Source organism: Devosia sp. LjRoot16 (genome assembly GCF_964252795.1).
GTDB lineage: Bacteria > Pseudomonadota > Alphaproteobacteria > Rhizobiales > Devosiaceae > Devosia_A.
The window spans coordinates 2152633-2178615 of record NZ_CAXUPH020000001.1 but is presented as its reverse complement, the minus strand read 5'-3'; the positions used below and the strand labels follow the sequence as shown (position 1 = coordinate 2178615).

The window sequence follows — 25983 nt, the reverse complement described above, 5'->3', positions numbered from 1 at the left end:
GAGGGGAGAAGGGACCGAAGGGAGCCCCACGATGCCCACGTTCACCCCATCATCGCCTGACGTGCCAAAGAGATAATCTCCGGCGGCCGGCCGGCAAGGGCGTCGTCGACCTTTTCCAGCACCTGCGCCAGCGTGAAGGGCTTCGGGATCACGTCGTAGATCAGCTGGTCGAGACCGTGCGCGCGCTCGCGCTGGTCGGCAAAGCCGGTCATCAGCATGATGGTGACCTCGGGCCAGGCCGAGGCGACGTTGAGCGCCAGCGCGATCCCATCCATCACCGGCATCTTGATGTCGGAGAGCAACAGGTCGAAGCGCCCCTGCTCTTCCTGCATGACCTCGGCGGCGAGTCCGCCATCCTCGGCTTCCACCACATCGTGGCCCATGTGAGCGAGGGCGCGCGAGACGAACGCCCGCACTCCGTCATCGTCTTCGGCAAGCAGGATTCTGGCCATCAGTGTACCGTCTCTTCAATAATTTCCTTGGTCGCCACGGGCGGGATCGCCGCGACGTTCTGCCGGCTCGAGGCAAAGCCCAGGCGCAGCTGCGTCGCGCCTTTGGGCGGCGACGCCAGTTCGGCGGAAAAGGCCACGGCCTCGCCCGGCTCGACATCGGGAGCCGGTGGCATGACGCTCCACTGGTAGAGCGGCGCGCCATGCGCATCGAGGAGGCTTACCACCACCGGCGGCACCACCACGCCGCGCGCTTCGACGCCGCGGATAGTGGCGGTGACGCTGATCACGTCACTGTCGCCGCGCCGGCTCATCACCGTCGAGACGTCTGAAAACTCCAGGCCGACCACGTTCACGCCCATGCCGAGCGCCGAGTAAACCCCGGCCATCGACGGCGCCAGCTTGACGATCTCGGTCCGGAACAGCAGCCCACCGGCGAGAACCGCCACCAGCAGGCAGACCGCGCCGATGCGGATCATCCGGAACAACTTCGCCGCCGGCAGCCGGCGCGCCACTGCGCGCTGCCGTTTCTCCAGTTTGCCGTTGGCCGCCCGTTCGGCCGCCGTGGGCTTTGCTGCAGGTTCGGGGGCCGGCGTCGGTTCGCCGGTTTTCGGGGCGATGGCGGCTTTGATCTCGGCGATCGAGCGCACCACCTCCGGCGGCGGCGCTCCATCCGGCATCACGCCGCGCAGCGAAGCGGGGATTTCGGCGATGCCGGTGCGATGCTCGATCGCCTTGAACTCGCGGTCGAGCGCCTCTTCCTCGGTCGGGGTGAACAGCTTGTCGTCGTCCGGCGGCGCCATCTGGGCTTCCGCCATCCAGGCCTTGCCGCAATGCGCGCAGCTGACCTGCCGGCCGCGCGGCCCGAGCGTCTCGGGCGGCACCTGGTAACGCGTGCCGCAATGCGGGCAGGCGATGACGACCGTCGCTGGCTGGGGTGAACGCATGGACGAAAGCTAGCGGCGCCGGGTTAAGTTTCCTCAAACCCGAACGTCGAAACTGCCGCGGCCGAGGCTTCGGCCGACCAAGATTTGGGCTGAATTATGGGTGAGAACCCCGCCCCGGCGGGATGCCGCTGTTATGATGCCTCTCAACTGATTCGGAGCGGATGGCCCGGTGATCGAGTTCTCCAATGTCGGCCTGCGCTATGGGCAGGGGCCCGAGATCCTCCGCGATCTCAATTTCCGCATCGAACCCGGCACGTTCCATTTCCTCACCGGCCCCTCAGGGTCGGGCAAGACCTCGCTGCTGAAACTGCTGCTGTTGTCACTGCGGCCGACCCGCGGGCGGGTCACCCTGTTCGGCAAGGACACCTCCTCGCTCGACCAGGATGCGCTCTTACAGATGCGCCGCCATATCGGCATCGTGTTTCAGGAATTCCGCCTGCTCGACCACCTCACCACCTTCGAGAACGTGGCGCTGCCGCTGCGCGTGCTCGGCGAACCCGAGGCGAGCTACCGCGCCAACGTCACCGAGCTGCTCGAGTGGGTCGGCCTCGGCCAGCGCCTCGATGCGCTGCCGGCGGTGCTGTCGGGCGGCGAGAAGCAGCGCGCCGCCATCGCCCGTGCGGTGATCGGCCGCCCGGACATCCTTCTCGCCGACGAGCCCACCGGTAACGTCGACCCTGAACTGTCCTTGCGGCTGGTGCGGCTGTTCGCCGAACTCAACAAGATGGGAACGACCATCATCCTCGCCACGCACGAGCTGCCGCTGCTCGATGCCTTCCCCTTTCCGCGTATGATCCTCAACGAGGGGGAGATCGTCTTTGCCGATTGAGCTGAAGCTCCCCCGTTTCGTCGGGATCGAGAACCGCGAACGCGCTGCCGCCATTGTGCCGGAGCGCTCGGTCTCCGGCCGCACCCTGGTGCTGCTGATCGCCATCATGACGTTCCTGTCGGGGGTGACGCTCGGCGGCGTGGTGCTGGTGCAGAAATCCGCCATCGCCTGGTCCTCCGATGTCGGCCGCGAGATGACCATCCAGATCCGCCCGGTCGAGGGCGAGGTGATGGATTCGAACCTCCGCACTGCGGTGGCGCTGGCCGAAGCCACGCCCGGTGTCGCCTCGGCGCGCGCCTTGACGCTCGAAGAGAGCCAGAAACTGCTCGAGCCCTGGCTCGGCGCCGGCCTCGATCTCACCGCCATCGATATCCCCCGGCTGGTCGTCGTGCAGCTTGCCGACCCCGCCGAGGCCGACGTGGACAAGCTGCAGCGCGACCTCTCCGCGGTGAAAGGCGCCAGCCTCGATACCCACGCCGCCTGGCGCCAGCAGCTCAATGTCATGGCCGGCACCATCGTCGCATCGGGCCTCCTGGTGCTGACGCTGATCGTCGTCGCCACGGTGCTCGCCATCATCTTCGCCACGCGCGGCACCATGGCGTCGAACCGCGAGATCGTCGACGTGCTGCACTTCATCGGCGCCTCGAACAGCTTTATCGCCGGCGAGTTCCAGGGCCGCTTCCTCACCATCGGCTTCCGCGGCGGCATCTTCGGCGGCCTCGCAGCGTTACTGTTCTTCCTGCTGGTCGGCGTCGCCGCCGGCTCGATGGTGCCGCAGGAGGCCGGCCAGCAACTGGGCATCCTGTTCGGCCGCTTTGCGCTGGGCATCGACGGCATGTTCGGCATCCTCGCCGTGGTGCCGGTGATCGCCGCGCTGACCGCCATCACCTCGCGCATGACGGTGCGCCGCTTCCTGCAGAAGACATCCTGAGCCTGATGGCTGCTGCCACCCCCACCCTTTGATCCCTCCCCCCAAGAGGGAGGGAGGCGATAGGTGCACGGTATAGGTGAGAGCGTCTCCCTCCCCCCTTGTGGGGAGGGATCAAGGGTGGGGGTGGCCCCACGCGCCGATTTCTCGCTTGTTCGCCAGCGTCGTAGCAGGCACCCTCCGGCGCAAAACGGGAAGGATCGACTTTGCTCGGCCAGGCGTTGCGCTCGCTGCTGTTCTACGCGGTGTTCTACCTGCAGACCGTGGTGCTGGCGATCGTCGTCGGCATCAGCGCGCTCTGGGGCCGCACCAGGTTTGGCTGGACGCTGGCGCTCTACTGGATCCACTCGCACATCCTGGCCTTGCGGCTCATCGCCGGCATCAAGACCGACGTCGAGGGGATCGAGAACATCCCCGATGGGCCCTGCATTATTGCCAGTAAGCACATGAGCGACTGGGACATCTTCGCGCTGCTGCCCGGGGCGCGGCGTCCCGCCTTCATTGCCAAGAAGGAGCTGATCGACATCCCGTTCTTCGGCCAGGCGGCAATGGCCTTCGACACCATCCGCGTCGATCGCTCGAAAGGCGGCGACGCCATCCCGCTGATGCTCTCCGACGCCCGCCGCTCGCTCGCCAACGGCGCCCGCATCATCATCTTCCCCGAAGGCACGCGCAAAGCACCGCTCGAGTCCTACGACTATCGCTACGGCGTGGTCCGGCTCTATGAGGGCCTGAACATTCCGGTGGTGCCGGTGGCGCTCAACTCCGGCCTGTTCTGGGGCCGCAACAGCCTGCTGCTCTGGCCCGGCACCGCCCGCGCCCGGTTCCTCCCCGCCATCCCGCCCGGCCTCGCGGTCGAGGAGTTTCGCGGCCGCCTGATCGCGGCGATCGAAGGCGAAACCAACCGATTGATCCTTCAGGCCTATGATGAGGGCCTGAGCCGCCCGATCAGCCCCGAGCTGCGCGACCGGCTCGAGAAGCTGAAGCAAGGGATAGCGCCCGGACCGCTCGAGACCACTACATCTTGACGGAATCAGCGACGCAGCCCATAGGTGTAGATGTCACGCCGGGCGGTGCTTGACATTTAGCTCAAATTTGTTCTATATTCGTTCTCTTTCGCCTTGTATCGAAGGAGCCGGGGGCATGGTGCCGACACTCGATCGTACGCTGCTGCAGCATGCCACCGCGCATCCGGTGAACTGGCGCGGCCGCTCTGGCCGTTTCTACGCGCTCGAGCCGCTGCGCTTCGACGATTTCAGCTTCAAGGCCGATGAGCTTTACCTGATCGCGCTCGGCCCGCACGTCATGTGGGCGGGCGGCGCTGCCGATCTCGTCGAAGACCCGGTAAGCCGTGCCCGCTTCCGCCTCGCCATGGATTGCGCCGACCGCGTCTTCCACGTCGAAACCAGCGCCGACGCTATCGAACGGCTCACCGTGGTGTGGGATCTCGAAGGCGCCGAACCGATCATCGGACTGAGCGCCGCCTGAGGACAACCGAGAGAGACGGCCCCCTCCCATCCTCCCCCATAAAGGGGAGGTGCCGCACCTGTGCGTGGGGCACGATTTCGTCGAAAGCACCAACCTTCCTTCACCTCCCCCTTTATGGGGGAGGCCGGGAGGGGGCCGTCTGCTGCAGTCAGCCCCTAAGCCCCCGCCACCACCGGCACATCTGTGCCGTTCAGCGCCGCCACCACCTCGTCGAGATAGCGGTCGCTGATCCCGAGCTCATGCAGCTTGCGTGCTGTTTCCAGCACATATTCCGGGTTGGCGCCGGACTCACCCACCCCGGCGCGCACGATCCGCACCTGCTCGGCAATGGCGAGCTTGCCCGCATATTGCAGGTGCCGTGTGTCAGCGAGGAAGGCCAGCGACGGCACCAGGTCGCCATCGGCGAGTTCGATCTGCCGCGTCGCCTCGCGGTAGACGCCGCGATCCATCTCGCGCTCGCTGAGATAGGCGTGCACCCCGTCCCACGCCGCATCATCAACCTCGAACGCCATGCCACGGCACGAGCCGCCCGGCATCAGTCCGAACACCAGCCCCGGCTGCGCCTCGGTGCCGCGATGCCGGTAGGAGTAGACGCAGAGCCGGCGATGCACGCCGCGCAGCAGCGCCGGCATCTGCCGGAGGAAGGCAAAGCCCGGCCGCCAGATCAACGAGCCGTAGCCGAACACCCAATGCGTTGAATTCTGCTGCACGAAACGTCCACTCGCCTTGCCGCGGTCACGTTCCTACCGATACGGTCCGCGCCGCGCAATCGGTGCGCCGGAATGGGAGACCTGACGTTGCGGAAGTTCATGTGGCTCGCCATCGCGGTGGTCATCCTGGTCGGGCTGTGGACCGCCGGCTGGCTCTGGGCCGCCGGTGAGGCAACGCGGCAGGTCAGGCTCCTGGCTGGGGCCGATGGCGAAACCGCCCCGAAGCTCACCTGCGGCACCTTCGACGTCTCCGGTTTCCCGTTCCGCTTCGACCTCGAATGCCTCGACGCCACGCTGGTCGATCAGGACCTCACGGCCAGTTTCGCCGGTCTCAAGGGTTCGGTGCTGGTCTACGCGCCATCGCACCTGATCTTCTCGGCCAAGGCGCCGTTCGGCCTTGCCGACGCCTTTTCGGGCAGCCAGCGCCGGCTCGATTTCGGCGCCATGGAAGGCAGCCTGCGGCTCACCTCGACCGACCTGATGCGCGGCCTCAGCGGCGAAGGCTGGCGCATCGCCCGCTTCTCGCTGGTGGCCGACGACCTCACGCTCACCGATACCGTCGCCGGCGAGATCGTCGAGGCGCGCAGCAAGCACCTCGAAGCGCACCTGCTCGATGTCCCCGAACTGCACGACAAGGCCGCCGGCACTGCAGCGCTCCGCGGCTACCTCTCGACCACGGCGCTGGACCTGCCAGGGCTGCAGGTCGCAGCCGCCGACACCAGCGCCGAAGTCGAGCTCACCGCCATACCTGACGATCTTCGCGCCTTCGGTGAGCCCGATGCGCTGCGCCGCTGGCAGGCCGCGGGTGGGGCGCTGACCCTGACCAAACTGGCCGGCAGCCAGCCGCAGCCCGACGAGCGCTTCGAGATCTCAGGCACACTGAAGCTCAATGGCGGCGGCTACCCGGAGGGCGAGATCAGCTACACCACCAAGGGTGTGCTCGATCGCTTCGCCCAGTTCCTGCCGGTGATGCAGCTCGCCATGCTGCGCGGCGCCCCCAATGCCGATGGCAGCTTCCACAACAGCCTCACCATCACCGATGGCCAGGTGAAACTGCTCGCCGTGCCTTTTGCACAGTTGCTGCCGCTGTTCTGACGCCTTGCGTCATCGCGCCTGCGGCCCCACCCCCTCCCAGCCTCCCCCATCAAGGGGGAGGTGTTGGGCCGGTGGATTTTCCCTGGATCTCGCCCCAAGCACCGAACGGCACCTCCCCCTTGATGGGGGAGGATGGGAGGGGGTGGGGCCAAGAGCACAAACCTCAGAAACTAGCCTGCAGTGGCGGAAGCATCAGGCGTCTTCGCCGCCGCCATGCTCGCGCACCATCACTGGCGACACGTCGGTCGGCGGGACCACGGCGGCTTCCGGCGTGCCGTGCGGGCGGCCGAAATCCGGCGCCGCGGTTTCCTGGCCGGCGGTGATGATCGAGCGGCGGATGGCGCGGGTGCGGGTGAACAGCGCCTGCATGCCTTCGCCATCGCCGACCCGTACCATGCGCTGCAGGCTCGACAGATCCTCGAGGAAGCGCCCGAGCATCTCCAGCACCGCCTCGCGGTTGGTGAGGAACACGTCGCGCCACATCACCGGGTCACTGGCGGCAATACGGGTGAAATCTCTGAATCCCGAGGCCGAGAACTTGATCACCTCTGATTGCGTTGCCGCTTCCAGATCCGCGACCGTGCCGACAATATTGTAGGCGATGAGGTGCGGCACATGGCTGGTGATCGCCAGCACCAGGTCGTGGTGCGCGGCATCCATCACCTCGACGTTCGAGCCGAGGGCGCCCCAGAACGACACCAGCCGGTCGACCGCCACCGCATCCACTTCCGGCTTCGGCGTCAGCACGCACCAGCGCCCGACGAACAGATCGGGGAAGCCGGCGGACGGGCCGGAATGCTCGGTGCCGGCAATCGGGTGGCCGGGGATGAAGTGCACGCCCGCCGGAACCATCGGCTCCAGCGCCTTCATCACCTGGCCCTTCACCGAACCGACATCGGAGAGGATGGCGCCAGGCGCTAGGCGCCCGCTGATCTGCTGCATCACGTCGGCATAGACGCCGACCGGAGTGCAGAGGATGACGAGATCGGCGCCCTCGACCGCCTCGGCGGCGTCGAGCGTGTAGATGTCGCCCAGCCCCAGCGCCCGCGCCTCCTCGAGCGTCGCCGACTTGCGCGTGGTGATGGCAATGGTTTTGGCGAGGCCCTTGAGCTTCACCGCCCGGGCGATGGACGAGCCGATCAGGCCGATGCCGATAAGGGTGAGTTTTTCGAACATCAGCTGCTTGCCCCCGGCGCCCCGAACGCCTTCAGAATTTCCACCACGGCGCGCATATGCTCCTCGAGCCCGATGGAGATGCGTAAGCCCTCGGGTATGCCATAGCCATGCATTTCGCGCACCAACAGGCCCTTATCGCGCAGCGCGGCGAACGCCGCCTTCGCCGTCGCCACGTCTTCGAACAGCGCGAGGATGAAATTGCCCTGGCTCGGCGGCACCCGGATGGCGTTCGACTGGAGCGCCCCGGTGAGCCAGCTGCGCCAGCGTGCATTATGTTCGCGCAGCCTGGCGGTGAACGCGATATCGCGCGCCGCGGCGGCGGCCGCCGCCTGCCCCGACAGCGACACGTTGAACGGCCCGCGGATGCGGTTGACCGCATCGACCACATGGTCCGGCCCGTACATCCAGCCCACCCGCTCGCCGGCGATGCCCATCTTCGAGAAGGTGCGCACCATCACCACATTGTCCGACGCGTTCACCAGGTCGATGCCTTCAGAGTAATCCTCGGCGGTGACGTATTCCGCATAGGCACTGTCGAGAACGAACAGGATGTCCGGCCGAAGCCCGCGCTGCAGCCGCTCGACCTCGGCGACCGGCAGGTAGGTGCCGGTCGGATTGTTCGGGTTGGCGAGAAACAGCATCCGTGTGCGCGGCGTCACCGCGGCAAGCAGCGCGTCGACATCAGCCCGGTAGTCGGTCTCGGGTACCATGATGATCTCGGCCGAGGCGCCGCGGGTGATGATCGGGTAGACGTTGAAGCCATACTGGCTCATCACCGCTTCGTCGCCGTCGCCGAGATAGACCTGGGCGAGGAGGTGGAGGATGTCGTCCGAGCCAAAACCGCACACGATGCGGTCCGGCGCCAGCCCGTGCACCTCGCCCAGCGCCATGCGCAGCTCGCGCGACGAGCCTTCCGGGTAAATCTCGATCCGACCAGCCGCCTCGCGCACCGCTTCGATCGCCTTGGGGCTGGCCCCCAGCGGCGACTCGTTGGCCGAGAGCTTGACCAGCTTGACGCCGGCGGGCGTGTCGGAACGGCCCGGGACATAGGGCGCGATCTTCAGGATGCCGGGCTGCGGGACGGGGCGTTTGGGCGTGTCGGTCATGTCTGAGGGGGAAGCCGGGTCAAAAATCGGCCGGACCATAGGGGATGGCGCCCACGCTTGCAAAGGAATCCCGGCCCCAGTTGCCCCGACATCTGCTAGGATAGGGCGCGGCGTACTTGTCGAGACGGAGGAGGATCCGATGACGGCAATGAACATCGTGCATATGCGGGTAAAGCCGGGCCGCGAGGAGGAGTTCATCGCCCTCCACCGCGATATCGTCAGCTCGGACATGGCGGGCCTCCGCAATTTCTGGGTGGTCAAGACCGGTGAGCGCGACTTCTGTGTCGTCGGCGACTGGGCGGAGATGAGCAATCTGGTGCAGTCCCGGCCCCAGATGATCGCCATGCTCGACCGCTTCCGCGGGCTGCTCGAAGATCTTGGCGGCGGTCGCGGCGTCACCGAGCCCTGGTCGGGCGAGGTCGCGGTCCATCTGAGGCCGGAAATGAACGTCGAGAGCGCGCTCTAGGCCGGCGCAAGAATTCGGCTCGTCAGCGCTCTCGCGGCAGCTTCATCGCCGCCTGCGGCGCGAGGGCCGGCACCTTGATCAGCCGCTCGGCTTTCTTTCGCCGCGGCACCGCCGGGAACAGCTCCTTGCGGGCGAGCACGCAGTGGACACCTGCAAAGGTTGGCCCGAACATCCGGCCGGCCCGCTCGAAAAAGCGCGTCGATTTGAGCACCAGCGCGTGCTGCGACGGCGGCACATAGAGCGCATCGCGCCATTGCTCGGGCACGAAGCTGTGGTCGCGCAGCAACCGCTCCAGCTGCCCGCGCGAGAACGGGTGTCCGTCGCCGAAGGGCGTCGTGTCGATCGACGACCAGGTGCCGCGGCGTTTCGGCACCACGACGATCAGCCGCGCATTGGGCGCCGAAACCCGCCACAGCTCGCGCATCAGTTCTTCGGTGTCGCTGACATGCTCGAAGGCGTGCACCGCAATGATCAGGTCGACGGCGGCATCGGTGAGCGGCAGTTCCAGCGGGTCGCAGAGTACGGTATGCGACGGGCCTTCGCGCGGCCAGGCCGAAGCGCCCTGCCGGGCCGGCATCACGGCGATCACCCGTTCGGCCTTTTCCAGGGTGAAGCGCATATAGGGCGTGGCAAAACCCAGCCCCAGCACCCGCAAGCCCCGCACATTGCCGGCAAAGCGCAGCACCTCCTCGCGCAGCAGGGCGCGGGAAATCTTTCCCAGGGGCGACTTGTAGAAGCCGATCAGCCGCTCGACATGCGAGGTCATGGCGTTGTCCGAGAACCTTCTCTAGTTTCTGTCATGCTTCGCTGCCGCATGCCACCCGCGCGGCGCGCGCCTGACCCGGAGACTCCCCCACGTGCCCCTCTTGATCGACACCTTCCTCTGCCGTTCCGACAATTTCGGCTACCTCGTCCACGATGTCGCCAGCGGCCGCACCGCCGCGATTGACGCGCCGGACGCCAAGGCCATCAAGGAAGCGCTGCAGCGCCGCGGCTGGAAGCTGACCGACCTGTTCATCACCCATCACCACACCGACCACGTCGAAGGCATTCCGGCCCTCAAGCGTGAATATGGGGTGCGCGTCGTCGGTCCCAAGGCCGAGGCTTCGAAGATCCTCGGGCTCGAGGTGCTGGTCTCGGCCAGCGATACCGTGTCGCTTGGCGATACCGACTTCATCGTCATCGAGACCCCGGGCCATACGCTGGGACACATCGTCTATTACGACCCGTCCGGCCGGCACCTGTTCTCCGCCGATGCACTGTTCTCGCTCGGCGTCGGCCGCATGTTCGAGGGCAAGCCCGGCCCGATGTGGAACGGGCTGGAGGAGTTGCGCGCCCTGCCCGACGATACGCTGGTCTATCCGGGCCACGAATACACCGCCTCGAACGCCGCCTTTGCCCTGAGCGTCGACCCGAAGAACCCGGCGCTCAATATCCGCGCCGCCGAGGTCAAGCGCATGGTCGAGGCCGGCAAGTACACCATTCCGGTGACGCTGGGGCTCGAAAAGGCCAGCAACCCGTTCCTCCGCGCCGATCAGCCGGTACTGGCCAAGGCCATGGGCCTGGCCGCCGATGCGGAACCCGCCAAGGTGTTCGCCGCTTTACGCAAGGCCAAGGACGAATTCAAAGGGTAGCGGATGCCCGACAAGCTGGCCTTCAAGCCGGTGACCCGGTCAACGGCCAGGGATTTCGAAACGCTGTTTGCCGGCCCGGGCGGGCCCAAACCCTGCTGGTGCATGACCTGGCGGGCGACGCCCGAGGAGATCAAGGACAACAAGGGGCCGGCGCGGCGCCAGCAGATCCTCGGCCGCATCGAGGCTGGCGTGCCGGTGGGGTTGCTCGGCTATGCCGATGGCGAGCCGGTGGCCTGGGTGTCGATCGCGCCGCGGGACAGCTTCCGCAACCTCGGCGGCCCTGACCAACAGGCGGGCGAAGCGATCTGGTCGCTCACCTGCATGTATGTCCGCCGGCAGTTCCGCGGTGAAGGGCTCGGTCGCCAGCTCATCGCCGCCGCCATTGCCCATGCGCGGAAGCGCAAGGCCAGTATCCTCGAAGCCTACCCTGTTGCCCCTTCGTCCCCCAGCTATCGTTTCATGGGGTTTGTCCCTGCCTTCGAGGGTTTGGGCTTCGTCGAGGTGGGGAAAGCCGGTACCCGCCGGCACGTGATGCGGTTAACCCTTTCTTGATGAAACACGGGAAACTGCCAACGAAACATTGCAACCTCTCCCGGTCATGGCGACGTTACTCCCATGGTCCGAGCGAGGCAGCCTAACGAGGCCGTCGCGCCGGACCGACACCAGGCCGAGGCGATGGACGACAACGGGACGACAAAGCAGGTATTCACGCTGCCGGTGGTGCAGGAAGCGCCACGTGAGCGGCTGATGCTCGTCCACACCCCCGCCCACGCCGATTTCCTCAGCCAGCTGATCGCCGCCCGCCAGCACCTCGCGCCACAGCGCGAGCGCCGCCGCGCCCCGGTTGGGCAGGCGGTCGACGCCTATGCCAATGGCAGCAAGATCACGGTCCGGCGCATGCCCGCCGGCTACCGCAAGACCATCGTCACCTGAGCTGTTGCCCGACGAGGGCTCGAACTTTCCGCATCCACGGTGTCAGCCCGACGAAGGCCGGGGCCCATCCTGAGATGCCGAAATGATCCTTGGCCCATCCCAAGGCACCGCCTGCAACACCGTGGGCCCGCCATACCACCGGCGTCATCCCCGCGAAGGCGGGGACCCAGTGCGATCTCTCAGCCTCCACCGGCACCGCAGCATCCCACTAGGTTCCCGCCTTCGCGGGAATGACGCCGGTGGGTGGGCACGGCAATAACTTTGCGACTTATGGGCTTCGCCGGGATGACACTGTGATTGGGGCTCTTCGGGCGGCCTCAGCCGCCCATGGTCACGTCGCGGCCGGCGCCGGTGATCGAGACGGTAAAGCCCGCCACCACATCGACGATCGCCATCATCATCAGGATGAAGAACACCGAGCTCGCCGCTGCCCCGACGAGCAGGAACTCGACGAGGAAGATCACGAACACCACCACCGAGAGCATATGCTCGATCACCGAGTTGCGTCCGGTATTGGTGGATTTCAGCACCTCGAAGAACAGGCAGACGAGGCCCACCACGAGGATCAGGTCGCCGGCCGTCAGCGACCACGAGACGCCCGAGACCATCGGAATGGTCAACAGCTGCTGGCTCCAGCCCGCCGGATTGCCGCCCATGAACAGGAAGGCAAAGAAGTTATAGGCGATCAGCGGGATCAGCAGCAGCGGCGGAATGAAGGCGCCGTTGCGCGCGGCGCGGCCACCCTGGGGGATGAATACCGTATTGTCGGACATGGCGCGTTCCCTGATCGGTTAGTGCGGGGCACAATGCCAAAGCCGGGCCGCCCCCGCCAGCCCCGCCGTGCGCTTTCGCACTGATGTGCTCTTGAGCACGTGATGGGCTGCGCCAGCCGAGCGGCTGGGCCTGGTCCCTGACCCACCCACCGGCTGTCATCCCAGCGAAAGCTGGGACCCAACTCACAGCCCGCGCAAATGGATAAATGGGTCCAAGCTTGCGTTGGGATGACATCGTAGTTGGGGAGATCGCAGTGGGTCTGCTCAAGGACTCCGAGGATCAGAGCTTGAGCGGGCCGACCATCTGCTCGGGTTTCACTTCAGCGTCGAATTCCTCGCCGGTGAGGAGGCCCAGTTCGATGGCGCTCTCGCGCAGCGTCGAACGCTTCTTGTGCGCATGCTTGGCGATCTTGGCCGCATTGTCATAGCCGATCTTGCGGTTCAGCGCCGTCACCAGCATCAGCGACTGATCGACCAGTTGCTTGATCCGGTCACGGTCCGGCTCGATCCCCACGGCGCAGTGATCGTTGAAGCTCTTGGCCGCATCGGCGAGCAGCCGTACCGACTGCAGGAAGTTGTAGGCGATTACCGGCTTGAACACGTTGAGCTCGAAATTGCCCTGGCTCGCCGCAATGCCGATTGCCGCGTCATTGCCCATCACCTGCACCGCGACCATGGTGGTCGCCTCTGCCTGCGTCGGGTTGACCTTGCCCGGCATGATCGACGAGCCCGGCTCATTTTCCGGAATGGTGATCTCGCCCAGGCCCGAGCGCGGGCCGGAGGCCAGCCAGCGCACGTCGTTGGCGATCTTCATCAGCGCCGCCGCCAGCTGCTTCAGCGCGCCGGACGATCCGACAAACGCATCGTGCCCGGCCATCACCGCGAACTTGTTCGGCGCGGTGACGAATGGCTGCCCGGTCAGCGTCGCAATCTCCGCCGCGACCGTCTCGCCATACTTCGGATGCGCATTGAGCCCGGTGCCGACCGCGGTGCCGCCCAGCGCCAGCTCATAGAGCTGCGGCAGCGTGGCACGGATCGCCTTCAGCGCCAGGTCGAGCTGCGCTACCCAGCCGGAAATCTCCTGCCCGAGCGTCAGCGGCGTCGCATCCTGCAGGTGCGTGCGGCCGATCTTCACCACGCCCATGAACTCGGTCGCTTTGGCGTCGAGCGTATTCCTGAGCAGCATGACCCGGTCGACCAGGTAGTTCTCGATCGCCTCGACCGCCGCGATATGCATCGCCGTCGGATAGGTATCGTTCGACGACTGGCTCATGTTGACGTGGTCGTTCGGGTGCACCGGCTTCTTCGAGCCCATCACACTACCGGCCATCTCGATGGCGCGGTTCGAGATCACCTCGTTGACGTTCATGTTCGACTGGGTGCCCGAGCCGGTCTGCCACACCACCAGCGGGAAGTGCTCGGCGAGCTTGCCGGCGATCACCTCGTCGGCCGCCGCGACCACCAGGTCGCGCGTCGCCTGGTCCATCAGCCCCAGCTTGTGGTTGGCGAGCGCCGCTGCCTTCTTCAGGATGCCGAAGGCCCGGATGATCTCGGTCGGCATCTTCTCGCCGCCGATGTCGAAATTGGCCAGCGAGCGGGCGGTCTGCGCCCCGTAGTACTTTTCCGACGGCACGTTGATCGTGCCCATGGAATCCGATTCGACGCGCGTGCCCATAGCCGGAAAAACCTCTGGAACAAATGGAAACGGCCGGCTCCCTGAGTTGGGAGCCGGCCGTGAAATATCTAGCGTTTGGTGCGCAAGGGAGCGCCGGCCCGAAGGCTTACGAGCTCTTGGGCTGCAGAATCTGCCGGCCGCGATACATGCCGGTCTTCAGATCGACGTGGTGCGGACGACGCAGCTCACCCGAGTCCTTGTCTTCGACATAGGCCGGGGTGGCCAGCGCATCGGCGGAGCGGCGGAACCCGCGCTTCATCGGCGAGGTCTTGCGCTTTGGCACTGCCATGGTTGTTACTCCTGGATCAATAGCGTTTCGCCGAAGGCGTTCCGGCGTCTAACAGACAGGGTCTGTCGGGAATTGGGGGCGTCTATAGAGCACAATCGCACGGATGGGAAGGGGCGAAATTGGCTCATCTCAGGGTTTGGGGCGCAGTTCCTGCACCAGTGCAAATCCGCTACAAGCGCTCGACCCTCCCGGACGCTCCAACGTGACCTACAGCTTTCCCGACGAACTCGCCAGCACTGCCAGCGATATCGAGCAGGCGCTCGACGATCTGCTCACTGCACCTGCCCTTTCTGGCCCCGGTATCCCGGCCGACCGCCTGATCGCGGCGATGCGCCACGGCAGTCTCAACGGCGGCAAACGCCTCCGTCCCCTGCTGGTTCGCCAGGCCGCCGGCGTCTTCGGCACCGCGCCTGCCACGACCATCCCTGCCGGCCTCGCCGTCGAGATGATCCATTGCTACTCGCTGGTGCATGACGACCTGCCCGCCATGGACGACGACGATCTGCGCCGCGGCCAGCCCACTGTCCACAAAGCCTATGACGATGCCACCGCCATCCTCGCCGGCGATGCGCTGTTGACCCACGCCTTCGGCCTGCTCGCCGATGAGGCCACCCATCCCGATCCCGCCATTCGTGTTCGTCTCGTCACCGAGCTCGCAACCTGCGCCGGAGCCGGCGGCATGGTCGGCGGCCAGATGCGCGACATCGAGGGCGAGACGAGTTTCCTCACCGAGCGCGCCATCGCCCAGATGCAGGCGATGAAAACCGGTGCGCTGATCCGTGCCGCAGTGCGGATCGGGGCCATCCTCGGTGGCGCCTCGAACGCCGACCTCACACATCTCACCAGCTACGCCGAAGCTGCCGGCCGCGCCTTCCAGCTCGCCGACGACATCCTCGACGTCACCGCCTCCGCCGAAGCGCTGGGCAAGGCCACCGGCAAGGACGCCGAAAAGGGCAAGCAGACCATCGTCGCCCGCATCGGCGTCGAAGCCGCCCAGCGGCAGCTCGGCGAGGTCATCCACGACGCGCTCACCGCACTGCTCCCCTTCGACCACCGAGCCGATGGCCTCCGCGCCACTGCCCGGTTCGTTGCCGAACGCGAGAGCTAGCGGCTGATCACTGTTAGCGCTGGTGGCTGTGGACCCCCACCCTTGATCCCTCCCCGCAAGGGGGAGGGAGACGCTGACTGCGATATTAGTGTTATGGTCTCCCTCCCCCTTGCGGGGAGGGGACAGGGGTGGGGGTCAGCCCGCACCGGCGCCAGAGAGGTCCTGGACACAGGACTCCAAAGGCGAGCCGCCGCCCGCTGCCCTACTGCTGCCTGAGATTGCCCGTCAGCCACAGCACGATGAGCAGCAGCGCCAGCACGCCGAGCCACAGCCAGCGCCGCCGCGCCGCTTCGCCGGTGAACAGCCACTCGCGCAGGCGGCTCATTCGGCTGCGGTCTTTTCGGCCGTGCCGAAGCGCTTCTCGATATAGTCGGCGACCATCACCTTGAACTGCTCGGCGACGTCGGCGCCGCGCAGCGTGGCGACCTTCTGGCCATCCACGAACACCGGTGCGGCCGGGGTTTCGCCGGTGCCGGGGAGCGAGATGCCGATATTGGCGTGCTTGCTCTCCCCCGGGCCGTTGACAATGCAGCCCATCACCGCCACCGACAGGCTTTCGACGCCCGGATAGCGTTCCTTCCATTCCGGCATCGACGCACTCAGGTGGTCCTGGATTTCCTTGGCCAGCACCTGGAAAGTCTGCGACGTGGTGCGCCCGCAGCCCGGGCAGGCCGCGACCACCGGCAGGAACTGCCTGAAGCCCATGGTCTGCAGCAGCTCCTGCGCCACCCGCACTTCCTGCGTACGGTCGCCGCCCGGCTCGGGCGTCAGCGACACGCGGATGGTGTCGCCGATCCCCTGCTGCAGCAGGATGCCCATGGCCGCCGAAGAGGCGACAATGCCCTTCGAGCCCATGCCCGCCTCGGTCAGCCCCAGGTGCAGCGCATAGTCGCAGCGCGCCGCGAGGTCCTGGTAGACCGCGATCAGGTGCTGGACGTCCGACACCTTGGTCGAGAGGATGATGTGATCCCGGGCAAGCCCGAGCTCTTCGGCCCGTTGCGCCGAGAGCAGCGCCGACTGGATGATCGCCTCGCGCTGCACCGCAGCCGCCGAAACCGGCGTCGTCGAGGCCGAGTTCTCGTCCATCAGCCGGGTCAGCAGCTCTTCATCGAGCGAGCCCCAGTTGACCCCGATGCGCACCGGCTTGTCGTATTTCATCGCCAGCTCGATCAGCGTCGCGAACTGGGTGTCGCGCTTGGCTTTGAAGCCGACATTGCCCGGGTTGATCCGGTACTTGGCCAGGGCCTCGGCCGCCGCCGGATGGTCGGTCAACAGCTTATGGCCGATATAGTGGAAATCGCCGACGATCGGCACATTGACGCCGCGCGCCGCCAGCCGGTCGCGGATATGCGGCACGGCTGCCGCCGCCTCGTCGCGATCGACGGTGATGCGGACGATCTCCGAGCCGGCGCGCCACAGCTGCGCCACCTGGCGCACTGTCGCCTCGATATCGGCGGTATCGGTATTGGTCATCGACTGCACGACGATCGGCGCGCCGCCGCCCACCATCACGCCACCGACATTGACGCCGACCGAGTGCCGGCGGGGAGAAATGCTCATCGAAAACCCCTGGAGCGCTTCAGCAGGAACAGGAGACTCTTCCAGCTCGAAAGCGCGACAATCGTGGACTTGTCGCCTCAGCAAATAGGCCTTTGAGGTTGAGGGCGCAATGTTACGATTGCGTGACCGATTGAAGCGAGCCGCCCATGACCTTCCAAGCCTATCTCGACAACATTGAAAAGCAGACCGGCGTCACTCCGGACCAGTGGATCAGCCTCGCTACCGCGAAAGGCTTCACCAAAGCCGGAACAAAAGCCACCCAGATTACCGACTGGCTGAAGGCCGATTACAGCCTCGGGCACGGCCACGCCATGGCGATCGTCAAGCTGCTGAAGGATCGCGCCGGACTGAAATAACACCGTCTCGGGCAACGGCGATCGCCTCGCTCTCGACCAGCGGCAATGCAAGTTCCAAGATTTCAGGCGGGGCCTGCGACCAGCTGCACCGCCCCTTGAAGCAGCCGTCGGCCGAGACCATTTCTAGCCCATGAACAGGTTCTCGCTCCTCGCCCGCTTTCTCACCTTCCGTAAGGAACTCGTTACCCTCTGGCAGGCCTTCGTCTCTTCCGAGACGCCGGTGCACCTGAAGGCGCTGATGCTGCTGGTGCCGGCCTACCTGTTGAGCCCGATCGACCTGATTCCCGACGTGATCCCGCTGCTCGGCTGGGTCGACGATTTCATCGTCGTGCCGCTGCTGGTCAGCCTGATCGTGAAGCTGCTGCCGCAGAAGGCGCCGATCTACCGGCGTACGGCCGACGGCGCCAAGGAGATCGACGGCACCTATCGCCGGCGCTGACCATGGCGCTCAGCTCAGAACAGTATGGCCGCGTGAAACCCCAGTCGCTGAAACACTGGCTGGCGAGCTTCCTCGACGGGCTGCTGGACCGGTCGCCAGTCCTCTAGGCTGCGCGTGGGGCGATGGACGGCAAGCGCCATTCTGTGCTCACCACTGCCGAAAACTGACAGCTCCCGGGTCCAGGGTCTCCGCGATGACGGAGACCGACCATGACCAAGTACTGGATTGCAGTGGCCTCAGCCGAACACGCCCGTCGCGGGCGCGCCGGCTTCATGCAGGTCAACCACGGCAAGAAAGCCCCGTTGCAGCGCATCCGCGCCGGCGATGGGGTCACCTACTACTCGCCGGCCGAGACCATCGGCGGCAAGGACCGGCTGCAAAGCTTCACCACCATTGGCCGGGTGCGCGACGAAGCGCTCTACCAGGGCGTGATGGGCGGCGACTTCACGCCCTGGCGGCGCAATGTCGATTACGTCGAGGCGGCGGAAGCCCCGATCGCGCCACTGCTCGAGCGGCTCGAGTTCACCCGTGGCAGGGCCAACTGGGGTTACCAGATGCGCTTCGGCCTGTTCGAGATCAGTGAGAGCGACTTCCGCACCATCGCCACGGCAATGGGCGCGGAAGTCTGAGGCTTATTCGAACCGGACCAAGAGGTCCTTGGCGTCGATCTGGTCGCCTGGCTTCACCGTGACCTCGGCGACAATGCCGTCGGCTTCGGCGTGGATGGCGGTTTCCATCTTCATCGCTTCGATCGACAGCAGCACGTCGCCGGCCACCACCTTGTCGCCGACCTTGATGCCCAGCGACGAGATCACGCCCGGCATCGGCGCGCCGATCTGCTTGGCATCGCCCAGGGCCGCCTTGGCCCGGACCTTCACCTCGCCGACCTTCAGCCGGTCCGGTACGGTGATGGTGCGCGGCTGGCCGTTGAGATCGAAGAAGACGCGAACTTCGCCCTTCTCGTTGGTCTCGGTGCGGCCCTGGTAGGTCAGCACCAGGGTCTTGCCCTTCTCGAGGTCGAGGAACACTTCCTCGCCCTCCTTGAGACCATAGAAATAGATCGGCGTCGGCAGCACCTCGGTGGGGCCGTACTTGTCCTGCGTCTTGACGAAGTCCGCGTACACCTTGGGATACATCAGGTACGAGGCGAGCCGCTTGTCATCGACCTCACCGCCGATATCCTTGACTACCTTCTTGCGCTCGGCCTCGAGATCGACGTCTTTGAGGTATGAGCCCGGCCGTTCGGTCAGCGGCTTCTTGCCCTTCAGCACCTTCTTCTGCAGGGCGGCGGGAAAGCCACCCGGCGGCTGGCCCAGGTCGCCGGCAAAGAACCCGACCACCGAATCCGGGAAGGCGATATCGCGCTGCGGGTCCTCGACATCGGCGCGGGTCAGCCCGGCCGACACCATGGCCAGCGCCATGTCGCCCACCACCTTGCTCGACGGCGTCACCTTCACGATGTCGCCGAACATCTGGTTCACGTCGGCATAGGTCTGCGCCACCTGGTGCCAACGGCTTTCCAGACCAAGGGAACGGGCCTGCTCCTTAAGGTTGGTGAACTGCCCGCCCGGCATTTCATGCAGGTACACTTCCGACGCGCCGCCCTTCAGGTCGCTCTCGAAGGCGCGATACTGGTTACGCACCGCTTCCCAGTAGAACGAGATCTCGCGGATCACCTTCTGGTCGAGCCCGGGGGCGCGGGGGCCATCCTTCAGCGCCGCGACGAGCGAGCCGAGCGTCGGCTGCGACGTCGTGCCCGACAGCGCGTCCATTGCCGCATCGACCGCATCGACGCCCGCATCCACCGCCGCCATGATCGTCGCGGAAGCCGCGCCCGAGGTGTCGTGCGTATGCAGATGGATCGGCAGGCCGATTTCCTGCTTCAGTGTCTCGATCAGTTTCTTGGCCGCGGCGGGCTTCAGCAGCCCCGCCATATCCTTGAGCCCCAGCACGTGCGCGCCGGCGGCTTCGAGCTCCTTGGCCAGCCCCACATAATATTTGAGGTCGTACTTGGCCCGATCGGGGTCGAGCAGGTCGCCGGTATAGCAGATGGCGCCTTCGGCGACCTTGTCGGCCTCGATCACCGCGTCGATCGAGACGCGCATGTTCTCTACCCAGTTGAGGCAGTCGAACACGCGGAACACGTCGACCCCGCCCTTCGCCGCCTGCGAGACGAAGAACTTCACCACGTTATCGGGGTAGTTGGTGTAGCCGACGCCGTTCGAACCGCGCAGCAGCATCTGCGTCAGGATGTTGGGTGCGCCCTCGCGCACTGCGGCCAGCCGCTCCCACGGGTCTTCGTTGAGGAAGCGCATCGACACGTCGAACGTCGCGCCGCCCCAGCATTCGAGCGAGAACAGGTTCGGCAGCCCGCGGCTATAGGCCCGGGCGATGCGTGTGATGTCGAACGAGCGCATGCGGGTGGCGAGCAGCGACTGGTGCGCATCGCGCATCGTCGTGTCGGTGAACAGCACCTGTTCCTGCGCCTTCATCCAGCGCGCCAGGCCCTTGGGCCCGTCACGGTCGAGAATCTGCTTTGATCCCTCGACGACGATCAGCGGCTCGTATTCGGGCACCACCGGCGCCGCGGCGTCGGCCGGCGGCCGCGGCCGGTCGCGCACTTCCGGGTGGCCGTTGACGGTGACGTCGGCGATATAGGTGAGGAGCTTGGTCGCCCGGTCCTGCCGCTGCTTGAAATCGAACAGCGCCGGCGTCGTGTCGATGAACCGCGTGGTGTAGCGGTTCTCGATGAAATCCGGGTGGGTGATGATGTTCTCGAGGAACGCCAGGTTGGTCGCGACGCCGCGGATGCGGAACTCGCGCAGCGCCCGGTGCATGCGGGCGATCGCCTCGTCAGCGGTCGGCGCCCAGCAGGTGATCTTTTCGAGCAGCGGATCGTAGAACCGGGTGACCACCGCACCGGCATAGGCGGTGCCGCCATCGAGGCGTACGCCGAACCCGGTCGCCTCGCGATAGGCGGTGATGCGGCCATAGTCCGGAATGAAGTTGTGCTCCGGATCCTCGGTGGTGACGCGGCACTGGATGGCATTGCCATTGAGCCGGATGTCTTCCTGCTTCGGCACGCCGGATTCGGGCGTGCCGATCACCGCGCCCTCGAGCAGCCGGATCTGCGCCTTCACGATATCGATGCCGGTGACCACTTCGGTCACCGTGTGCTCGACCTGGATGCGCGGGTTCACTTCGATGAAGTAGAATTTGTCGGTATCGGCATCGAGCAGGAACTCGACCGTGCCAGCGCCCCGGTAGTTCGCCGCCTGGCCCAGCCGGATCGCCGCGCCGGTGAGGTCGTCGCGCACCTGTTGGCTGAGATACGGCGCCGGCGCGCGCTCCACCACCTTCTGGTTACGCCGCTGCACCGAGCAATCGCGCTCGAACAGGTGCACGAGGTTCCCGTGGTCGTCGCCGATCAGCTGCACCTCGACGTGGCGGGCCCGCTCGATCAGCTTTTCGAGGTACATCTCGTCCTTGCCGAACGCCGCCTTGGCTTCGCGCTTGCCCTCGGAGACTTCGTGGACCAGCGTCGACTCGTCCATGATCCGGCGCATGCCGCGACCGCCGCCGCCCCAGCTCGCTTTCAGCATCAGCGGATAGCCGATCGCGGCGGCCATGCGCTTCACTTCATTCATGTCGTCGGGGAGCGCCTCGGTCGCCGGCACCACCGGCACCTCGGAGGCGATCGCCATGTTGCGCGCCGCCACCTTGTTGCCGAGGTCGCGCATCGTCTGGGCCCGCGGCCCGATGAAGATGATCCCTGCATCCTCGCAGGCGTCGGCGAACTCGGGGCTCTCCGAGAGCAGGCCATAGCCCGGGTGGATCGCGTCGGCGCCCGAGATGCGGGCGATGCGGATATATTCGTCGATCTGCAGATAGGCTTCGACCGGGCCTTTGCCCTTGCCGATCAGGTACGCTTCGTCGGCCTTGAACCGGTGCAGCGCCAGCTTGTCCTCTTCGGCATAGCAGGCGACCGTCTTGATGTTCAGTTCGTTGGCGGCGCGAAACACCCGGATGGCGATTTCGCTGCGGTTGGCGACAAGGATTTTCTTGATCGGCATCGATTTAACCCGAGCAGGAGGGGGCGAGGCACGCGAGTGCCGGCAAGGGAGACGAGGGCCGCGGCCCGAGGGGCCGCTGCCCCTATTTCTGGCTCAGATGTCCCGCGAGGTGGGACATGTCGTAACCCGCATTCGCTGCCGCCGAGATGATCTCGGAGGCCGGCGCCTTGCCGGCCTGGCTCAACGCCCACAGGGTCGTCGAGCGGGTGCCGGAACGGCAGTAGCAGAACACGGGGCCGGTGCTCCCCTCGAGCACCTGTTTGGTCTCCTCGACCATCTGGGCGCTGATGCCCTCGCGGCCGAGCGGAATGTAGTGATAGGCGAGGCCGGCGTCGTGCGCCGCTTGCTCGATCGTCGCGCCGGAAGGCTGGTCCGGGGATTCCCCGTCCGGCCGGTTATTGATGATAGCGACGAAACCCTGGGCCTTGATGGCGGCCACATCCTCGGGGCTGATCTGCGGGGACACGCTCACGTGGTCGTTGATCCGCTTCACGTCCAAATCACATACTCCGATAGATATGCCTGGGTCTTCCCGGAAGCCTTTATAGACATCGGCCTCGTCGGGAGGCAAGGCGCGCCAGCGCCAGCCCTAAGTCTCACGACTTTGGATTAGGTCTCGTGCAACGGCTTCCGCATATAAACCGCCTTGCCGTTGAGGAAATCCTCGATCCGGTCCACGACGAACCCGATCCGCGTGTACAGCGCGACATTGCTCTCGAACGCTCCGTTGGTGACGAGCCGCAGTTCGGGATGACCGGCCGCGATCGCTCGCTGCTCGGTAGAGGCCAGCAGCATTCGCCCAATGCCACGGCCCTGCGCCGCCGGCGCCACCGCGACATTGTCGATCCACAGGTGGTCGGGGTGCGGCACCGTCGCGATCAGCCCGAGAATGGTCTCTCCCTCGACCGCCAGGTCGAACCGGTGCTCGCGCACCGCCTTCTCGTAGTCGACCCGCATCGGCATCGGCTCGCGCCCGATCAGCGGCACCCATTTGGCATAGGCTGCCACCACGATGGCAGCAATGGCCCCCGCCTCATGCGGCTCGGCGATGCGGATCTTGATGGGGTCTTGGGTGATCATGGCCTAGAGCTACGCCCTCAGGCGGCGGAAGCAAAGCGCGACCGCAGCGGTTCCGGCCGGGCCAGCAAATAGCCCTGCAGCGCCGTTACCCCGGCTTGTTGCAGGAACTGCAACTGCTCGGCGGTCTCCACCCCCTCGGCGATCACCTCGACCTGCATCGACTGCGCGATCTTGGCGATCGAGGTGACGATCAGCCCGTCGATCCGGCTGCCCGGCAGGTTGGCGACGTATGAGCGGTCGATCTTGATGATGTCGAACGGAAAGCCCCTGAGATATTCGAGGCTGGCGAAACCGCTGCCGAAATCGTCGATCGCCACCCGCACCCCAAGAGCCCGCAGCGCCTCGATATTGCTCAGTTCCACCGTCCCGGATTTGAGCGGCAGCGACTCGGTGATCTCGATGACGATCTGGCTGCCGCTGATTCCGGCCTCCATCAGGATATCGGCAAAGCGCTCGGCGAAATCGCCGCGCCTGAGCTGCACCACGGAAACATTGATGCCGACATGCGGCGTTCCGAGCGCCGCGAGATCGGCCGCGGCGCGCCGCAATACCCAGTCGCCCAGCTTGTCGATCAGGTCGGACTGCTCGGCAATGCCGATGAAATCGCCGGGCGGCACCTGCCCGCGCACCGGGTGCTGCCAGCGCACCAGCGCCTCGTGGCTGCAAAGCGTCGTGCCGTCGACGGCAAAGATCGGCTGGTAGTGCAGCTCGAGCTCGTTGAGCAGGATCGCCGCGCGCAAATCGCGCTCGACGAAGCGCTTGTGCCGCTCGTCGGCCATCAGTTCGCTCTCGAATGCCACGGTCGCGGCCCGGCCTTCCTTCTTGCCCTTGTAGAGCGCCAGGTCCGCCTTGGAGATCAGCTCATCCAGCTCGGCCGCGTCCTGCGGCCACAGCGCCACCCCGATGGTGGCCGAGAGCCGGATCGGCCGCCCGTCAATGCTGATCGCCTGGCCCAGCGTGGCAAGAATTTGGTCGCCCAGCCGCACCAGCGCCGGCCTGCTGTCCTGGCCGATGAGCGCAATGCCGAACTCGTCGCCACCGAGCCGGCCGATCAGCGCATCAGGCAGCAGGGTCTTCAGCGTCTTCACCAGGTGCACCAGCGCCGCGTCGCCGGCGCCATGGCCGTGCGAGTCGTTGAGCACCTTGAGCTTGTCCATGTCGATCTGCAGGTAGGCGACCGGCCGGTCGTTGCCATAGAGGCTCTGCTTCAGCGCGCTGAAGAAGTACGAACGCGTGTGCGCCCCGGTCAGCGCGTCGCGATAGGCGAGATCGAGCAGTTGCCGCTGTTCCTCGGCAGCACTCGCCAGCTCCTGCCGCAGCCGCACATAGCCCCAGCGCAGCAGCAGCAACAGGCTGGCGCCGGCCAGCACCCGCACCACCACCATCTCGATGGCGCGGGGATCGGTGAAATAGCCGATGAGCGCGATCACGCCCGTCACCACGATCAGCGCCGCAACCCCGGCGAACACCAGCCGGTAGGTCCTGATGACATGCTGCAGTGAGGCTTGGCGTTGCAACGAAAGGGCCTCCTGGCTCCGCCGGAGCGCTTTCAGGGAAAGTTGAGAGACTTTTCCCTCTCGAAAGCGCGACAAAACAATCGATGACACGCGGCCTGCCGCGCACAATCGTGCGGCAGCCTCCTCCCAGAAGCTTTCGGAAGGCCTAACGACGAAGAATTATGACAACGAATACAAGCGCCTAGGGCGATGGCGCCGAATGATCGGCCAAGCAGGCTAGCCAGGCTTCATGACAGTGCAGCAACTGTCGCCCTGGTGCCGCAAGCGTGGCTAATGAAGCGTTACTGCGGCGGCGGCTCGGCCGGCGGCTCCAGTGGCGGCAACCCGACCCACGGTCGCCAGATTTCGCTGCGTTCGGCGATAAACCGGTCAGCCACGGTTTCCACCGTCGCTCCTGCCTCGCCCAGTTGCTGCAACATCAGGTTCATTTCGGCGAACGGCATGCGCGCCCGACCGAAATAGGCCGCGACCTGCGGCGCGTCGAGATAGACCCATTCGGCCAGCGCCACCACGACCGGGTCCGGGGCAAAGCCGGTCGGCGTCGGGGAAGCGCAGGTGGTGCGCCCCATGCACAGGAACGCATCCCGGTCATAGGCGGCGAGCGTCACCGGCTTGAAGGCGAACTGCGCCAGCACCGCATTGGGCTGCCAGTAATAGAACAGGATCGGCTCGTTCCGTCCTACCGCCTCGGCGATCAGCGTATCGAGTTCGAACCGGTTGGCCGGCTCGACGATATCGAACAGCTGGTCGAGCCCGTAGGCGCGCAGCATATTGCGGTTCACCACCGCACAGCCCCAGTCGACCGGACAGGAGATGAACTTGCCGCGTCCATTGCCGTCGCCGAAATCGGCGGCATGCGCCTTGAGCCCCTCGATCGTCGTGACCTCCGGCCACTGGGTCGCGGCGTATTCGGGCACGAACCAGCCTTCGAAAGTGATATCGGCATAGGGCGCTCCGGCCTGCCGCACCTTCTGGCCCTTCATCGCGGCATTCCAGATATCGGCGATCCGGCCGATCCACAGCTCCGGCGCCACCGCCGGCTGGCCGGTCGCGCCCATCGACGAGCCCGTGGCGGCCAGGTCGCCTTCCTGTACCGCGACGTTGCAGAAATAGTTGGCGGTGAGGAGCCGCGAATGCACCTCGGCCAGCAGCGCCGAGGATGGCCAGGCCATGCGCGCGATGGCCAGTTGCTGCGTGCCGCAAGGCGGCGGAGGCGGCGCCTCGCCGATCGCCGGATCGGCCGCCGCGCCCCCGGCGGGCGGGTCGAGGGTTTGCACGGACTCCTGCGCCACGGCGCTCTCAAGCGACAGAGCCAGTACGAGAATGAAGAGGCAGCGCAGCAGCTTTGTCAT

At 66.0% G+C, this 25983-nt stretch carries 29 protein-coding genes; 13 read left to right on the top strand and 16 right to left on the bottom strand.

Annotated features, from left to right (window positions below):
* Positions 1-41 precede the first annotated feature (41 nt).
* A complete protein-coding gene (locus ACSQ23_RS10370) occupies positions 42-452 on the bottom strand; it encodes a response regulator (protein ID WP_055886701.1) in 411 nt (136 codons plus the stop codon).
* Positions 452-1396 carry an MJ0042-type zinc finger domain-containing protein gene (locus tag ACSQ23_RS10365; RefSeq protein WP_436090550.1) on the bottom strand — a complete coding sequence of 315 codons (945 nt, stop codon included), beginning with the start codon at positions 1394-1396 and terminating at the stop codon, positions 452-454. The genes ACSQ23_RS10370 and ACSQ23_RS10365 overlap by 1 nt, the downstream gene beginning before the upstream one ends.
* Positions 1397-1565: 169 nt before the next feature.
* On the opposite strand from ACSQ23_RS10365, the gene ftsE reads away from it, so the two are divergent.
* The 4 genes from ftsE to ACSQ23_RS10345 all read left to right on the top strand — a co-directional run bounded on the left by ftsE (position 1566) and on the right by ACSQ23_RS10345 (position 4641).
* Complete coding sequence (gene ftsE / locus ACSQ23_RS10360) at positions 1566-2225, top strand: cell division ATP-binding protein FtsE (RefSeq protein ID WP_055046533.1); 660 nt, start codon at positions 1566-1568, stop codon at positions 2223-2225.
* Positions 2215-3156 carry a cell division protein FtsX gene (locus ACSQ23_RS10355; RefSeq protein WP_244488558.1) on the top strand — a complete coding sequence of 314 codons (942 nt, stop codon included), beginning with the start codon at positions 2215-2217 and terminating at the stop codon, positions 3154-3156. The genes ftsE and ACSQ23_RS10355 overlap by 11 nt, the downstream gene beginning before the upstream one ends.
* Before the next feature lie 203 nt (positions 3157-3359).
* Complete coding sequence (locus tag ACSQ23_RS10350) at positions 3360-4181, top strand: lysophospholipid acyltransferase family protein (RefSeq protein WP_436090549.1); 822 nt, start codon at positions 3360-3362, stop codon at positions 4179-4181.
* A gap of 115 nt (positions 4182-4296) precedes the next feature.
* Positions 4297-4641 (top strand): hypothetical protein, encoded by a 345-nt coding sequence (locus ACSQ23_RS10345; RefSeq protein ID WP_055886718.1) that lies wholly within the window; start codon positions 4297-4299, stop codon positions 4639-4641.
* Positions 4642-4796: 155 nt separating this feature from the next.
* Here ACSQ23_RS10345 and ACSQ23_RS10340 read toward each other — a convergent pair whose 3' ends face one another.
* On the bottom strand, positions 4797-5351 hold the full coding sequence (locus ACSQ23_RS10340; protein WP_436090548.1) for a gamma-glutamylcyclotransferase: 555 nt from the start codon (positions 5349-5351) through the stop codon (positions 4797-4799).
* Positions 5352-5438: 87 nt separating this feature from the next.
* Between ACSQ23_RS10340 and ACSQ23_RS10335 the strand changes: the two genes are divergently transcribed.
* Positions 5439-6446 (top strand): DUF2125 domain-containing protein, encoded by a 1008-nt coding sequence (locus ACSQ23_RS10335; protein WP_436090547.1) that lies wholly within the window; start codon positions 5439-5441, stop codon positions 6444-6446.
* Between the two features lie 192 nt (positions 6447-6638).
* Here ACSQ23_RS10335 and ACSQ23_RS10330 read toward each other — a convergent pair whose 3' ends face one another.
* Both ACSQ23_RS10330 and ACSQ23_RS10325 read right to left on the bottom strand, forming a co-directional pair.
* Positions 6639-7622 (bottom strand): prephenate/arogenate dehydrogenase family protein, encoded by a 984-nt coding sequence (locus tag ACSQ23_RS10330; RefSeq protein WP_055886728.1) that lies wholly within the window; start codon positions 7620-7622, stop codon positions 6639-6641.
* Positions 7622-8728, bottom strand: a complete 1107-nt coding sequence (locus tag ACSQ23_RS10325; protein ID WP_436090546.1) for a pyridoxal phosphate-dependent aminotransferase — start codon at positions 8726-8728, stop codon at positions 7622-7624. Before ACSQ23_RS10325 ends, ACSQ23_RS10330 begins: the two co-directional genes overlap by 1 nt.
* 139 nt (positions 8729-8867) lie before the next feature.
* On the opposite strand from ACSQ23_RS10325, the gene ACSQ23_RS10320 reads away from it, so the two are divergent.
* On the top strand, positions 8868-9194 hold the full coding sequence (locus ACSQ23_RS10320; RefSeq protein WP_055886735.1) for a hypothetical protein: 327 nt from the start codon (positions 8868-8870) through the stop codon (positions 9192-9194).
* Between the two features lie 22 nt (positions 9195-9216).
* Here ACSQ23_RS10320 and ACSQ23_RS10315 read toward each other — a convergent pair whose 3' ends face one another.
* Positions 9217-9960 carry a class I SAM-dependent methyltransferase gene (locus ACSQ23_RS10315; protein ID WP_055886738.1) on the bottom strand — a complete coding sequence of 248 codons (744 nt, stop codon included), beginning with the start codon at positions 9958-9960 and terminating at the stop codon, positions 9217-9219.
* A 91-nt stretch (positions 9961-10051) separates the two neighbouring features.
* Here ACSQ23_RS10315 and gloB point away from each other — a divergent pair, with 91 nt between their 5' ends.
* The 3 genes from gloB to ACSQ23_RS10300 all read left to right on the top strand — a co-directional run bounded on the left by gloB (position 10052) and on the right by ACSQ23_RS10300 (position 11761).
* Positions 10052-10828 (top strand): hydroxyacylglutathione hydrolase, encoded by a 777-nt coding sequence (gene gloB / locus ACSQ23_RS10310; protein ID WP_056003468.1) that lies wholly within the window; start codon positions 10052-10054, stop codon positions 10826-10828.
* A gap of 3 nt (positions 10829-10831) precedes the next feature.
* Entirely contained in the window at positions 10832-11380 is a 549-nt protein-coding gene (locus ACSQ23_RS10305; RefSeq protein WP_436090545.1) for a GNAT family N-acetyltransferase, read from the top strand.
* A 63-nt stretch (positions 11381-11443) separates the two neighbouring features.
* Entirely contained in the window at positions 11444-11761 is a 318-nt protein-coding gene (locus ACSQ23_RS10300; RefSeq protein WP_436090544.1) for a hypothetical protein, read from the top strand.
* Between the two features lie 317 nt (positions 11762-12078).
* On the opposite strand, the gene ACSQ23_RS10295 is transcribed toward ACSQ23_RS10300, so the two are convergent.
* The 3 genes from ACSQ23_RS10295 to rpmF all read right to left on the bottom strand — a co-directional run bounded on the left by ACSQ23_RS10295 (position 12079) and on the right by rpmF (position 14498).
* Positions 12079-12534, bottom strand: a complete 456-nt coding sequence (locus ACSQ23_RS10295; protein ID WP_244488559.1) for a hypothetical protein — start codon at positions 12532-12534, stop codon at positions 12079-12081.
* Between the two features lie 280 nt (positions 12535-12814).
* Positions 12815-14209, bottom strand: coding sequence for a class II fumarate hydratase (gene fumC / locus ACSQ23_RS10290; protein ID WP_436090543.1), 1395 nt, complete (start codon positions 14207-14209; stop codon positions 12815-12817).
* A gap of 106 nt (positions 14210-14315) precedes the next feature.
* Positions 14316-14498, bottom strand: coding sequence for a 50S ribosomal protein L32 (gene rpmF, locus ACSQ23_RS10285; RefSeq protein ID WP_055886755.1), 183 nt, complete (start codon positions 14496-14498; stop codon positions 14316-14318).
* A 202-nt stretch (positions 14499-14700) separates the two neighbouring features.
* On the opposite strand from rpmF, the gene ACSQ23_RS10280 reads away from it, so the two are divergent.
* Entirely contained in the window at positions 14701-15606 is a 906-nt protein-coding gene (locus tag ACSQ23_RS10280; protein WP_436090542.1) for a polyprenyl synthetase family protein, read from the top strand.
* A 202-nt stretch (positions 15607-15808) separates the two neighbouring features.
* Here the strand turns inward: ACSQ23_RS10280 and ACSQ23_RS10275 are convergent, their stop codons facing one another.
* Both ACSQ23_RS10275 and ispG read right to left on the bottom strand, forming a co-directional pair.
* Positions 15809-15931 carry a hypothetical protein gene (locus tag ACSQ23_RS10275; RefSeq protein ID WP_436090541.1) on the bottom strand — a complete coding sequence of 41 codons (123 nt, stop codon included), beginning with the start codon at positions 15929-15931 and terminating at the stop codon, positions 15809-15811.
* Positions 15928-17166, bottom strand: coding sequence for a flavodoxin-dependent (E)-4-hydroxy-3-methylbut-2-enyl-diphosphate synthase (gene ispG / locus ACSQ23_RS10270; protein WP_436090540.1), 1239 nt, complete (start codon positions 17164-17166; stop codon positions 15928-15930). Before ispG ends, ACSQ23_RS10275 begins: the two co-directional genes overlap by 4 nt.
* A 146-nt stretch (positions 17167-17312) precedes the next feature.
* Between ispG and ACSQ23_RS10265 the strand changes: the two genes are divergently transcribed.
* The 3 genes from ACSQ23_RS10265 to ACSQ23_RS10255 all read left to right on the top strand — a co-directional run bounded on the left by ACSQ23_RS10265 (position 17313) and on the right by ACSQ23_RS10255 (position 18590).
* Positions 17313-17522, top strand: a complete 210-nt coding sequence (locus tag ACSQ23_RS10265; RefSeq protein ID WP_436090539.1) for a DUF4287 domain-containing protein — start codon at positions 17313-17315, stop codon at positions 17520-17522.
* 130 nt (positions 17523-17652) lie between these two features.
* Positions 17653-17961 carry a YkvA family protein gene (locus ACSQ23_RS10260; RefSeq protein ID WP_436090538.1) on the top strand — a complete coding sequence of 103 codons (309 nt, stop codon included), beginning with the start codon at positions 17653-17655 and terminating at the stop codon, positions 17959-17961.
* A 209-nt stretch (positions 17962-18170) separates the two neighbouring features.
* The gene (locus tag ACSQ23_RS10255; protein ID WP_436090537.1) at positions 18171-18590 is read left to right on the top strand and encodes an EVE domain-containing protein; all 420 of its coding nucleotides are present in this window, start codon (positions 18171-18173) and stop codon (positions 18588-18590) included.
* 3 nt (positions 18591-18593) lie between these two features.
* On the opposite strand, the gene pyc is transcribed toward ACSQ23_RS10255, so the two are convergent.
* From pyc to ACSQ23_RS10230, 5 genes are all read right to left on the bottom strand, one after another.
* Positions 18594-22034 carry a pyruvate carboxylase gene (gene pyc / locus ACSQ23_RS10250; RefSeq protein WP_436090536.1) on the bottom strand — a complete coding sequence of 1147 codons (3441 nt, stop codon included), beginning with the start codon at positions 22032-22034 and terminating at the stop codon, positions 18594-18596.
* Between the two features lie 82 nt (positions 22035-22116).
* The gene (locus ACSQ23_RS10245; protein ID WP_244488567.1) at positions 22117-22527 is read right to left on the bottom strand and encodes a TIGR01244 family sulfur transferase; all 411 of its coding nucleotides are present in this window, start codon (positions 22525-22527) and stop codon (positions 22117-22119) included.
* 116 nt (positions 22528-22643) lie between these two features.
* A complete protein-coding gene (locus ACSQ23_RS10240) occupies positions 22644-23114 on the bottom strand; it encodes a GNAT family N-acetyltransferase (protein WP_436090535.1) in 471 nt (156 codons plus the stop codon).
* A gap of 17 nt (positions 23115-23131) precedes the next feature.
* A complete protein-coding gene (locus tag ACSQ23_RS10235; RefSeq protein WP_436090534.1) occupies positions 23132-24631 on the bottom strand; it encodes a putative bifunctional diguanylate cyclase/phosphodiesterase in 1500 nt (499 codons plus the stop codon).
* 281 nt (positions 24632-24912) lie between these two features.
* Positions 24913-25983 (bottom strand): glycine betaine ABC transporter substrate-binding protein, encoded by a 1071-nt coding sequence (locus tag ACSQ23_RS10230; protein WP_056003508.1) that lies wholly within the window; start codon positions 25981-25983, stop codon positions 24913-24915.